This is a genomic window from Labilibaculum manganireducens (assembly GCF_963665805.2).
In the GTDB taxonomy this organism is placed as follows: Bacteria; Bacteroidota; Bacteroidia; order Bacteroidales; family Marinifilaceae; genus Labilibaculum; species Labilibaculum manganireducens.
Genome location: NZ_CAXXEE010000003.1, coordinates 851,961 through 865,168 on the forward strand (window position 1 = coordinate 851,961; position 13,208 = coordinate 865,168).

The 13,208-nt window shown below is 33.3% G+C and carries 9 protein-coding genes; 6 read left to right on the forward strand and 3 right to left on the reverse strand.

Annotation, left to right across the window (positions count from 1 at the left end; genetic code table 11):
- Positions 1 to 19 precede the first annotated feature (19 nt).
- Positions 20 to 526 (reverse strand): LytTR family DNA-binding domain-containing protein, encoded by a 507-nt coding sequence (locus tag ACHZAX_RS03390; protein WP_101310118.1) that lies wholly within the window; start codon positions 524 to 526, stop codon positions 20 to 22.
- 519 nt (positions 527 to 1,045) lie between these two features.
- On the opposite strand from ACHZAX_RS03390, the gene ACHZAX_RS03395 reads away from it, so the two are divergent.
- Entirely contained in the window at positions 1,046 to 2,128 is a 1,083-nt protein-coding gene (locus tag ACHZAX_RS03395) for a sensor histidine kinase (RefSeq protein WP_320018026.1), read from the forward strand.
- Positions 2,129 to 2,162: 34 nt separating this feature from the next.
- On the opposite strand, the gene ACHZAX_RS03400 is transcribed toward ACHZAX_RS03395, so the two are convergent.
- Positions 2,163 to 4,508 carry an ABC transporter permease gene (locus ACHZAX_RS03400; RefSeq protein WP_320018027.1) on the reverse strand — a complete coding sequence of 782 codons (2,346 nt, stop codon included), beginning with the start codon at positions 4,506 to 4,508 and terminating at the stop codon, positions 2,163 to 2,165.
- Positions 4,509 to 4,540: 32 nt separating this feature from the next.
- Positions 4,541 to 5,254, reverse strand: a complete 714-nt coding sequence (locus tag ACHZAX_RS03405) for an ABC transporter ATP-binding protein (protein ID WP_101310121.1) — start codon at positions 5,252 to 5,254, stop codon at positions 4,541 to 4,543.
- 225 nt (positions 5,255 to 5,479) lie between these two features.
- Here ACHZAX_RS03405 and ACHZAX_RS03410 point away from each other — a divergent pair, with 225 nt between their 5' ends.
- From ACHZAX_RS03410 to ACHZAX_RS03430, 5 genes are all read left to right on the forward strand, one after another.
- Positions 5,480 to 6,853, forward strand: a complete 1,374-nt coding sequence (locus ACHZAX_RS03410; RefSeq protein WP_320018028.1) for a sigma-54-dependent transcriptional regulator — start codon at positions 5,480 to 5,482, stop codon at positions 6,851 to 6,853.
- A gap of 10 nt (positions 6,854 to 6,863) precedes the next feature.
- Entirely contained in the window at positions 6,864 to 8,222 is a 1,359-nt protein-coding gene (locus ACHZAX_RS03415) for a sensor histidine kinase (RefSeq protein ID WP_320018029.1), read from the forward strand.
- Positions 8,223 to 8,305: 83 nt separating this feature from the next.
- The gene (locus ACHZAX_RS03420; RefSeq protein ID WP_156195257.1) at positions 8,306 to 8,884 is read left to right on the forward strand and encodes a TetR/AcrR family transcriptional regulator; all 579 of its coding nucleotides are present in this window, start codon (positions 8,306 to 8,308) and stop codon (positions 8,882 to 8,884) included.
- 128 nt (positions 8,885 to 9,012) lie between these two features.
- The gene (locus ACHZAX_RS03425) at positions 9,013 to 10,086 is read left to right on the forward strand and encodes an efflux RND transporter periplasmic adaptor subunit (protein ID WP_320018030.1); all 1,074 of its coding nucleotides are present in this window, start codon (positions 9,013 to 9,015) and stop codon (positions 10,084 to 10,086) included.
- Positions 10,083 to 13,139: an efflux RND transporter permease subunit gene (locus tag ACHZAX_RS03430; RefSeq protein ID WP_101310126.1), complete on the forward strand. Its 3,057-nt coding sequence runs from the start codon at positions 10,083 to 10,085 to the stop codon at positions 13,137 to 13,139. The genes ACHZAX_RS03425 and ACHZAX_RS03430 overlap by 4 nt, the downstream gene beginning before the upstream one ends.
- Positions 13,140 to 13,208 lie beyond the last annotated feature (69 nt).

The window sequence follows — 13,208 nt, forward strand, 5'->3', positions numbered from 1 at the left end:
TTCAGAATAGCAGCAAAAGCTATTCAATTCCTTCTGTAATTTCATTGAAATTAGGTGTTTTTTTAATCCATTTATAAAACTCCCTCTCTTTACTGTTTGTAATAGAAACTATTTTGTCTTTAGGTATTTTTAATCTCACCGAAATTTTACCATTCGAAGAGGTAATTTTTTTGATATTGTTTTTGTTGACAATACATTGTCTATTGATTCTAAAGAAGCTATCGTTAAGTAATTCCTCGTAATGATTAAGAGAATGTGTTAATACAAAATTGTTTCCTGAAAAATTGATCAACGTAACTATTTTGCATTCAATATACATATAAGCAATAGTACTGCTGTTTATAGTTAAAGTTTCACCTCGTTTTTGAATTTGTATTTGTTCTTCAGTATTGATACTTGTTCTGTTTAAAATTTGCAATGTGTTCGACGAGGTATAATGAAAGGGAGTCCCTTCTATCGTGATTTTATATTCTTGTTGATCTTCTACAGCTTGTTGGTATTTCTTGCAATTCTCTTTACAATTCATGTTTGTTGTATATGTGTTTTAATTATTACCATAAAGGAGGGAACTGGATAATCAGCTTAAATCATGAAAATTATTAACATATAAATAAAATGCTGAGTTGCTAATGTTTTGCTTGGAATTTTCGGTCTATTATCAGAGATTAATTGAATTTTAATAATTATGTGGTATGTGGATAATGACTAGCAAATATATAGAATTGAGATGATGAATATCAATGGAGGATTTGAATTTGTTGATGAATGGCCATTTATTGTATGCTAATCTTGCTTTGTCAGGAAATATTTTCTATCGATGAGGTAGAGTGATTGATAAACAAAGATTCGATTTCAATCATAATTTTATTTGTCATTTTATCATGTCGATGAATATTGTGAGTAAAAGGTTGTGGATATTTATTTTCTTTAAGAGGGGATTAGTATAATAAGTGATTTTCAAGTTTGGAAGTTTAAGCGTAAGAAGGCATTTTTACTATGGCATTGGGAAGAGGAATATTACCAATCGTAAAATCTTGATATAATCATGAGAGAAAATAAAAAGAAAGCTTTGCTATTTTGTGTTGATAATAAAGAGCGGGAGATGCTATCCATAATATTGGATGCTTTTTCTGTTGAAGTATTTGAGGAAACAAGTATGAATCGGGCAATAAATATAGTTAATGAACACAGTATTGATTACATCATTGGAAATGAAGAGGAAGAGAAATTTATTAGTGCAAAAAGCACTTTTACAAGACAAGTGAATATTTCTTTTCAATTTATTTGTTTTCATAAAAGTGTATTTTACTTTTATTTGAAAATTTTTAGGAATGAGGAGGATTTCTTTGATCTAAAAATCGATATAAATGATTTTTTTGGAAATCAAAAGTCACGTGAAATATCGAATAACAATCTTCTCTCTATTCTAAGTCATGAAATATTCACACCTCTTAATTCGGTACTAGGATTTTCTACATTGCTTCAGGAATATAGTTATACAGAAAAAGATGTGAAAAAGTATTCAGGGTATATTTATAAATCTGGCCAGGAGATACATAATAAATATCGATTACTCTTAGATTTTATTGCATTAAAAGAAGGAGGGAGAGATTGTCAATTTTCTTATTTTTCCATTGTCTCTCTTTTTAGTGATCTTTTGGAGAAATATAAATTAAAAAAGGAATCTATTCTGCTTGAAGTTGAATATAATTATGATCTAAGTCAGGTTGAAGTTTTTACAGATAAAACCAAAGTAGAAAAGATACTTGAAAATCTTTTAGATAATGCAATAAAATTCACTGAAGAGGGAACAGTTGTTTTTGGTTTTGCAATTAATAAGAATAAGTCATTGGTTCTTTTTGTGAAAGATACTGGTATTGGAATTTCAAAAGAACATCTGAATTCTGTTTTTGATGCTTTTTGGCAAGTGGATAACTCTGATTCAAGAAAATATGGTGGTTTGGGGATTGGATTGCATTTGGTGAAGGAATTTCTAGATCAGTTGAATGGAAAAATAGTATTGAATTCGGAGGAAAGTAAAGGCACTTGTATTCAGATAGAAATACCTCTTCCCGAATCAATTCAGTCTGAAAAGATTCAATTGGAAGAGGCATGTTCTTTTAAATAATAACTGCTAAAACACTAAAATGTTAACCGTGCTGTTATTCGTATTTTAAACTTTTAATAGGGTTTTGGGTGGCTGACTTCCAGCTTTGATATCCTACTGTAATAATTGCTATCATTAACAACAATATGAACACTGCAAGAAATAGCCAGAACGGAAAATCAATTCTGAATGGGTAGTTGACAAACCATTGTTCCATTGCAAAATAGGTGATTGGCCATGAAATTAACGAGGCGATCACGATCCATTTACTAAAATCTTTGCTGAATATAATAATTAATTGCTGCATTGAAGCTCCCAATACTTTTCGCACTCCAATTTCTTTAGTGCGTTCTTCAGCATTAAATGAAGCCAAGCCAAATAATCCTAAACAGGATACAATAATTGCAAAAATAGAGGCATAAAGTAAAGTGCTAACTGTAGCTCTTTGGTTTTCATACATATTATTGTAATTATCATCCAAAAACTGATATATCAATGGAAAATCAGGATTGTATTTTGAACATATTCTTTCGATTTCATGCACTGCTTTCATCGAATTTCCTTCAGCATATCTTATAAATAAGTAATTTGGATCGTGACACAAACGAAGCATGAATGGTTGTAATTTCCTGGTGTTTGGAGTACAATGATAATCTTTTACAACACCAATAATTCTTAAATCTTCGCTGTTTGAATGAATCATCTTATCTAAAACAGATTCTTTAGAAATCATTTTTGCCAATTTTTCGTTAATGATTACACAGCTTGAATCTGCTGCTGGGTTGTCAACATTGAAAGGTCTTCCTTTGATAAATTTGATTTTAAAAACATCAAAAAAATCAACATCAACGTACGGATAAGTGATTAATGGGTGAAAGTTTGGATCTTTTCCTTCCCAGTTTTCGCCCCAGCCATTGGAAAAAACCGTGTATGGAATGTGTGAGCTATAGGACACATTTTCAATAAGATAACTGCTTGATAATTCGTTTTTTATGGTTTCTATTTTGTCCCTCATTTGTTGATTTACATTCACCGAAATAACATTGTCTTTATTTAACCCAACATCCATATTGGCAAGATATTTGGTTTGAAGCACTATGGTTAAGGTAGAGATTAGTAGTGTAGAGGCTAATATGAATTGGATTACCACTAATGTTCTTCTGAATCGATTACTGCCTTTGCCTCCCGAGAAGGTTCCTTTTAATACCATAATAGGATTGAAGGAAGACAAGTAGAAGGCCGGGTAGGCACCTGCGACTAATCCTGTGAAAATAGTTACAGCAAAAATAATTAACCAAAATTCAAGCGATGAATAGTCTATAACCAATTGCCTGCTCATTAATAAATTGAATTGTGGTAAGAATAAATGCGACAATATAATTGCAAAATTTGCAGCTACAATTGTGATAAGTAAGGATTCACCCATAAACTGTTTGATTAATTGAGTATAGGTAGCCCCAATTGCTTTTTTTAAACCAATTTCTTTCGCTCTTTTTGCGGCTCGAGCTGTTGAAAGATTCATAAAGTTGAAACAAGCAATGATGAGGATAAAAATGGCAATCATGAAGAACATTTTCACCTGTGTTATTTTGGTTGGATTGCCATCCAGATTATACAAATGCACTTTGGTGATTGGGAATAAGAATGCATATTTTTCACTTTCCTTATCAACATGATCAATATAAAATTGGTCTAGCTTTTTATTCAGAGAGGTAATGTCAGTTCCTTTGGCGATTTTAGCATAACCAAAGTAATTGTGTGAACTCCAATTTTCAGAATAAGGATTTTGTTTTCTCATCATCTCAAAAGGGATCAGAAAATCAAACTTTATGCTGGAATTACCTGGAATATTTTCAGTTACTGCTGTAATCACCAAAGGCTGTTTATTATCGACCTTTACGATTTTACCGATTGGATTTTCCTCCCCAAATATACGTTTTGCCGCTTTTTCTGATATTATTAGCGAATTGATATCATTCAAACAGGTTTCCATATTTCCGTAAATCAATGGGAAATTAAATATTTTAAAGAAATCCGGGTCAGCGCTTTTAATATTTTCGTACTGCTTTTTACCTTTATATTCTACTAATAAATTTTCTCCCCAAGCATTATAATGAGTAGCATATTCTATTTCAGGATATTTTTCTTTGATTGCATCTATCAATGGAGTAGGTAAATTTGGCATTGCATTTTTTGTTCCATTCCAGGTTTGGTAGTTGGCCACCTGATATATCCTGTCAACTTCTTTATGAAAGTTGTTAAAGTTCAATTCATGGTTTACCCACAACAAGAGTAATATTGTACAAGCCATACCGATAGCGAGACCTGATATATTAATAAAACTATATCCTTTGTTGCGGATTAAATTTCGATAGGCAATTTTGAGGTTGTTAAAAAACATGATATGGGTTTTAATATTTTGAATTGTCTAAATTATAAAAAGGAAACGGCATTGGCAGGCGTTGCTATTTTGGATTTGTTGTTTTCGCTTACAATTTGTCCGTCGAATAATTGAATTATTCTGCTTGCCCTTTCTGCATCGGAGCTCGAATGCGTAACCATCACAATGGTTGTTCCTTCATCATTAAGCTGCGAAAGCAAGTTCATAACTTCATTGCCGTTAGCAGAATCAAGATTTCCTGTGGGTTCATCAGCTAAAATTAGATTCGGATTAGCAACTACAGCTCTTGCGATGGCAACCCTTTGCTGTTGTCCGCCAGATAATTGCTGAGGGAAATGCTTGCTTCTATTTTCGATCTGAACTCGTTTCAAAACTTCATTTACTTTTAATTTTCTCTCAACAGCAGGCACTTTTTGGTAAATCAATGGAAGTTCTACATTTTCATAAACGCTTAATTCATCGATTAAATTAAAACTTTGAAAAACGAATCCAATATTTTCTTTCCTTAGTTTCGTTCTTTGTTTTTCTGAGTAGTGAGATACTTCATTCTCAATGAATCTAAAATTGCCTTGACTTGGGTTGTCCAATAATCCAATAATGTTTAATAGTGTTGATTTTCCACAACCAGATGGCCCCATTATGGCAACAAATTCACCTTTTTTTATTTCTAAATTCACATTTGAAAGAGCCGAAGTTTCTACTTCTTCGGTTCTGAATGTTTTACATAGATTTTCAGTTTTTATCATGGCTTTGTGTTTTTAATAATTATTGATGCTGGAAGCTATTTTTGTACCAATATTCGTAATTGTCTAATGATGAGGTTTGTGTGATTGTTCGTGGTCGTTGTTAAGGTTTCAAAGTGTCACAAAATCATCCAAGAGATGTATCAGAATGGAACAATTGGTTTTTTAGTTGATCAATTTGATTTACTTTTAAATTTGTAAAAACGAAAGAGTAAATCTTTTTGAAAAATGAAAAAAGCAGGTAACGTATTAATTGTTGATGATAACAAGAGTGTTCTGGAATCTCTTCAATTGTTTTTGAAACGAAAATTCGATGAGGTGATTATTTGCAGCAATCCGAATCGAATCCCCAATCTACTTTCTTGTCATAAATTTGATGTTGTACTTCTTGATATGAATTTTTCAACAGGTATTAACAATGGGAATGAAGGCTTGTTTTGGTTGAAGGAGATATTGAAGATTGATTCGACTTTGGTAGTAATACTTTTTACAGCTTATGCCGAAGTTAATCTGGCAGTGAATGCAATGAAAGACGGAGCTGCTGATTTTATTTTGAAACCTTGGGATAATAAAAAACTATTTGCAACACTTAAAAGTGGTGTGGAATTGCACCAAACAAGGCAAAAAGTTGAAAGTTTAGAAAATCAAAAACAGTTTTTGGAACAAGATTTAAATCAGAGTTTCGAGAAAATAATTGGTGATTCTGAAGCCATGAAACCTATTTTTGAAACAATTAGAAAGGTAGCAAATACAGATGCTAACGTTCTTATTCTTGGTGAAAATGGTACAGGAAAAGAATTGGTTGCCAGAGAACTTCATTTGAAGTCTGCCCGGAGAAATGAAATTTTTATGGGGGTGGATTTGGGCTCCTTAAGTGAATCAATTTTTGAGAGTGAATTGTTTGGTCATGTAAAAGGTGCTTTTACCGATGCAAAGGAAAATCGACAAGGACGTTTTCAAACTGCCTCAGGTGGAAGTCTGTTTTTAGATGAAATAGGAAATTTATCGTCAGCCATGCAGGCAAAGTTATTGGCTGTATTGCAAAACAGAAAGGTAACACCCTTAGGTTCAAACCGGGAAGATCATGTAGATATTCGCCTGATTTGTGCAACCAATCAAAATGTTCAGGAAATGATAATTGCAGGAAATTTTAGAGAAGATTTGTTGTATCGTATTAATACTATACAGATTGAGCTGCCACCTCTTCGTAATCGGGGGAATGATATCATTACAATTGCAGAACACTTTTTACAACGCTATGCTGATAAATATGGAAAATCAGAGTTGAAGCTAAGACCTGAAACGAAAGATAAATTACTAAACTATTTATGGCCGGGAAATATTCGTGAACTCCGGCATTGCATGGAACGGGCTGTTATTTTAAATGATAAGGGAGAATTGAGCCCGGAAGATTTTCTTTTGGAAACACAAAATTCAGGTGTTGAGCTAGGAGACAGCCCTATAAGTTTGGATGAAGCTGAAAGATTAATCATTGTAAATTCAATAAAAAGGAATCGCGGAAACATTAGCAGTGTCGCTAAAGAATTGAATATTGGCCGGCAGACATTGTATCGTAAAATTGAGAAATACAATATTTCTTAAAATCTAAAATATGATTTATCCAAAATTAACGATAGTAATAATTGTTCGGGTATTTGCTTTACTGGTTAACTGTATTTTTTTGGCTTTGGCTTGGGTGTACTATAATGATGTACTTGTAATTGCGAATTTACTAATCATTTTAAGTATTCAGATTTATTTCTTTATTCGAAAGTTAAATGCTGTAAATCAGGATTTAGAAAATTTTTTTAAAGCAATTCGAAATAATGATACCAGTATTAAATTTCAAAACAGGAGATCAAACCTAGGTTATAATCAATTATTCACTCAATTCGATCTGATTAATAAAAGCATACAAAATATTAAAATTGAGAATGAAAACAGAAATCAATATTTCAAAGTATTGGTAGAGCATGTAGGAGTTGGATTGGTTTCTTTCAACGAAAAAGGAAAGGTGTTTTTATTTAATGGAGCAGCAAAGGAAATATTTAATAAGACTAATTTATTTCATATCCAGCATTTGGATAGAATTCAGGAAGGAATTTCGGGTTTGATATTAAATTTAGAGCCATCTGAACAAAAATTGATTTCTCTTTACCGAAATTATGAAATGATTCAGCTTTCTGTGAAAGCAACTAAATTGAAAATGTCCGGTCAAAACTTAACGCTCGTATCTTTTCAAAATATTAAAAATGAGTTGGATGATAAAGAGTTAGACTCATGGCAGAAATTAATTAGAATCCTAACTCATGAAATTATGAATTCTATCAGTCCGGTAAGTTCATCTCTTTCTACTTTAATTGATTTCTACCGCGATGATGATACAAATGAGCTGATTTCCAATAATGAGGTTGATGCAGAGATGATATCAGATACAGTTAGCGGACTGGAAATTATCGATGAACGAATTAAAGGTTTGTTGGATTTTGTTCATCGGTTTAGAGATATTGCTATAATTCCAAAGCCAAATATTCAACGAATTGATATTCTGGAACGAATCGTAAAGATTTCTAATTTATTTTCTGAAAAGTTTAAAAGTTCAGACATTAAATTCGATCTGATTTGCAGGGAAAAGAAAGTTGTTTTAAATGTAGATCCTGTTTTATTAGATCAGGTTATTATTAACTTACTGACAAATTCTATTCAGGCATTTCAAGGAATTGAGGATAGGAGGATAATTCTTCGCATTGGTAGAAATGAAGAAGACAGGAGTTTTATCGAAGTTGAAGATAATGGATGTGGAATCGAAAAAGATCTTCAAGAAGAGATTTTTGTTCCTTTTTTCACCACAAAAGAGAATGGCTCTGGTGTTGGTTTAAGTCTTTCAAGACAGTTGATGAGACTTCATGGAGGTACTATTTCTTTTAAATCAATGCCAAATAAACAAACTCTGTTTAGATTGCAATTTTAAATAATTGTTAAAAATCAATAAAGTATATTGGATGAAACAATTATTTTATATATTTGCACTCAAAATACTAAAATAGTTCATTTATGGCAAAATCAGATAAGGTTGAGATTCAGGAGAGGGTTACTAAGGTAGCGATGGATATGATGCTGAAATTTGGACTTAAAGGTTTGAATATGGTTGAATTAGCCCGGGAGTGTGGGCTGGCAAAAGCCACTCTTTATAAAATTATTGGAACAAAAGAAGATTTGGTAAGAGAAATTGCTTTTGAAATATTCAATGTGAATATGATTAAAATTTTAGAGCCTTATAAATCGAATAATGATCCTGCAAAGGCAACACAGGAGTTTTTAGATAACTATTTGAGCTATGCTATTGCTGGACAGAAGGTTCTAATACAACAGATTTATAAAGAATATCCTTTGATTGAGAAAGATGTTGATGAAAAATATGAAGATGAAATAAACATTGTTTATGCTAAATATACTGAATGGCAGGAACAAGGCTTAATTCGTCAGGATATTAATGTTGAGTATTGTATTGATGCATTAGAAAGTCTGAATGATATTTATATTACAAGGCATTACTCTGAAGAAGAAACGATTAATAGATTACGTGCTGCTTTTCGATGTATGATTATGGGAATGGGAATTCCTTTAAAGTAGAAAATAAAAAAACAGTCTTTTTGGGAATAGTATAGAGTGTGTAAAACTGTTGAGGTAGATATGCTTCAATATTTTTTTGATAAAAATGAACCTAATGAACGAAAATAGTTCAAAGAAACAAAATGAAAATGATGAAACTAATGAAAATGGTGATTCTTACTACAATTTTGTCAGTTGGAATTTTTGCTTGCAAGAAACAAGAGGAATCCAAAACGGAGATTATTCAGCCAGTTAAGGTGTATAAAGTAAGTGATAACCCCAATGGCACTTCAGTTAAGGTTTTTACAGGTTTGGTTAAAGAATCCAGAGAAGTGAAATTAGCCTTTCAGATTCCGGGTCCTCTTGTAAATTTGAATGTAAACGAGGGACAGTTTGTTAGTAAAGGTGACGTTGTAGCAGCCTTAAATGAACGTGATTATCTGGTGCAATTGGAATCGGCGAATGCTAATTTTGAAAATGCAAAATTACAAGCAGAAAGATATACTGCTTTGTACGAGAAGAAAAGTACATCAAAAAGTACGTATGATCAGATTCAGGCGGTATATAAATTGGCAAAAGCACAAAAAGAAGCTGCAGAGAATGCTTTAAAAGATACAAAAATTTACGCGCCATTTTCAGGATACGTACAAGCTATGTATGTTGAAAATTTTGAAAAAATTGGTGCAGGTCAGCCTATTGTTTCCCTTTTGGATTTAAATAATTTAGAAGTAACAGCCGCTTTAAGTGAAAATGATTTTCTTCAACATAAATTATTTACCGAATTCAGTGCGAATTTTGAAAACTTTCCAAATATTGATTTTAATCTGAAATTAATTGAAATTGAAAGAAAGCCAAACGGTGATAATTTTTTTAGAATGAGATTGAAAATCGATACTCAGAATAAACAAATTGTTCCGGGAATGGTTGCAAGTATTACCGCAAAATTAAAATCGACAACTATTACAGGTTGTAAAGTGCCGGTAGAATCTGTTTTTAGTAAAGAGGGAAAATCGTATGTGTGGGTTTACAATGAGAGCACGAATTGTGTAAAAAGAAAAGAGGTGCAGATGAAAGGTTTTGATTCTACGGGAATGATTAACATCACTAAAGGTATTTCAAGAGGAGATTTGATTGTGTCGGCTGGTATTAATAGTCTTCGCGAAGGTCAAAAAGTAAAGCAATTACTTCAAAAGTCAAACTCTAATATCGGAGGTCAGTTATGAATTTTACAGAGGCTGTATTGAATCATCGGAAGGTATTGCTTTTTGTGCTGATTGCTGTTGCAATTGGAGGTGTTGTTTCTTTTCTAAAAATGTCAAAGCTTGAAGATGCCGAAATTAGTGTGAAATCAGCTTTGGTAATTACTAAGTATCCGGGAGCTTCTCCCCACGAAGTAGAATTACGAGTTACAGATGTTCTGGAGACTGCGATTCAATCCATGGATAATATTGACAACATTGAATCCAGATCTATGGCAGGATACTCAGAGATTACTGTGGAAATTGCTTCATCTGTACGAACTAAAGATCTTCCTCAAATATGGGATGTTCTGCGTCGAAAAGTGAATGATGTAAGTGTTTACCTGCCATCAGGAGTATCTCATCCAATGGTATTTGATGATTATGGAGATGTTTATGGGATTTTTCTTGCTTTAAGCGGAGATGGTTTTTCTGATGAGGAATTAAAGGATTATTCCCGATACATGAAGAGAGAGCTGCTGCTTGTACCAGGAGTGAAACGAATTAACTTATTTGGAGAACAGCAATCTTGTGTTAATATTGAGATCTCTCAAGAAAAAATGGCTTTTTTAGGTATTCATCCTTACAAGGTGATTCAAATTCTTGATGCTCAAAATAAGATTGTTGATCCCGGAACTTTTAAAGTGGGAAGTAATAGGGTAAGAATTGCTTCCGATGGCAGTTTTCAGCAATTGGATGATTTAAAGAATTTATTGATTTCGGGCAGTGGTAAGAATTCGGTTTTTCTAAAAGATATTGCTGACATTAAGAAAGATTCCTATACGCCGTACACCAATAAAATGAAGTACAATCAAACTCCGGCAATTGGTCTGGCAATAGCCATGGATAAGGGGGGGAATGTGATTAAATTGGGTGAACTTGTTCAGGCCAAGATCGATAAATTAATGACGAATGTTCCTGTTGGGATACAGATCAACCGTGTTTTTTATCAGCCGGATCGTGTAAGTATTGCTATAGAGCAATTCATGGTGAATTTAATTGAATCGGTTTTAATTGTGGTGATTGTATTGCTTCTGGTTATGGGATTCAGAACGGGTCTTTTGATTGGTAGTGGTCTTATATTTACCATATTAGGAACTTTTATTGTAATGCTTGGTTTTGACATTGCATTGCAGCGGGTGAGTTTGGCTGCGATTATTGTTGCAATGGGAATGTTGGTAGATAATGCTATTGTTATTGCTGATGGTATTTTGGTTGATCTCAAAAAAGGGATTCCGCGAAAAGATGCTATGGTAAGGACATCTAAGCAAACTGCCATGCCATTACTCGGAGCTACTTTTGTGGCAATACTTGCTTTTTTGCCAATTTATTTGTCGCCGGACAGTACAGGTGAATTTTGTGCCAGTTTGTTTCAGGTAATTGCAATTTCTTTGTTTTTAAGTTGGTTGCTGGCATTAACTCAAACACCTTATTTCTGCGATTTATTTTTGAAAGGTAAGAAATATAGTAAAAAAGAAGGGGACAATACAGATCCATACAGTGGAAAATTCTATCAGTATTTCCGTGGTCTTGTTAAATATTCTTTGCGACACAAAACGTTAATTATTTCACTTACCTTATTAGTATTTGTATCATCAATATTTGCTTTTAAAAATGTGAAGCAACTGTTTATGCCAAATTTGGAGTACAATCAGTTTATTGTGGAGTATTATTTACCTGTAGGCTCTGATATTGAAAATGTAGAAAAGGATCTTGGCGAGGTTGAGGCATATTTACTGAAACAGAAAGATATACTAAATGTAACAACTAGTTTAGGTGCAACTCCTGCCCGATATACATTGGTTCGTCCTTTTATAAATAATAATTCAAATTACGGTGAATTGATAATCGATACAAAGGATTATGAATCAACAAAAAGATTAGGGAAAGAGGTTCAGGAATATTTAGATGCAAATTACTCCTCGGCCAGATGTCGTGTAAGATACTATTCTCCGATTTTTGCAGAATATATGATTGAGGCTAAGTTTTCAGGACCGGATCCTAAGGTTTTAAGAGATTTGTCCGATCAGGCGGAAAAAATTATGGCGGCAGAACCTACAGCAGCTAAAGTAACCAATAACTGGAAAAATCCTGTTAAGGTTTGGAATCCTGTTTTTTCGCAGGCACAATCGCGGGTAACTAATATTTCCCGTTCCGATGTGTCGAATGCATTGGCTTGCGCCACTGATGGTTTACCAATAGGGCGTTTTTATCAGGGTGATGATATGATGCCGATTATTCTGAAAACAAAAGCGAAGGCGGACAATTACATCGAGGCTTTGGAGAATACGCCTGTTTGGGGGAATGTAGCCCATAGTATTCCTTTGCGTCAGGTAGTTTCGGATATTAAAATTGATTTTGAAGATCCAATAATTAAACGTTACGACCGTCGAAGAGCAATTAAGGCTCAATGTGATCCGGCATCAGGCTATAATGCACCAGATACATTTAAGAATCTCCATAAAAAGATTGAAGGAATTCCTTTGCCCGAAGGATACGATTTAGAATGGTTAGGAGAGCATAAAGATAGTGTTGATGCAAATGATAGTATTAATAAATTTATGCCTTTGGCATTTTTGTTAATGGTAATTATTATCATGATGCTGTTCAATAATTTCCGACAGCCAATTATCATTTTAGCCATTCTTCCACTCGCTTTTATTGGTGTGAGTTATGGTTTATTATTTACCGGGAAACCTTTTGGCTTTGTGGCAATAATTGGTACGTTGGGACTGATGGGGATGATGATTAAAAATGCTGTGGTTTTACTGGATCAGATAAATGAGGATATAAGTGAGGGAAAAGAAATTTTAACGGCCATTATCGATTCAGCAGTTTCGAGACTGCGTCCGGTACTAATGGCGTCTTTTACAACCATACTTGGTATGATTCCTTTAATCAGTGATGAGTTATTTGGAGGAATGGCAGTAGCCATCATGTTTGGATTATTGATTGGTTCCCTTATTACATTGATTGTTGTGCCTGTTTTGTACGCGATTTTTTACAGGGTTTCAACAAAAAGCGTAATGGAATTATAAGTGTTAGCAGATATGAAACGTTCATGCCAAAACGATTGCGACACACGGGGAGATGATTATCCCGGCAGG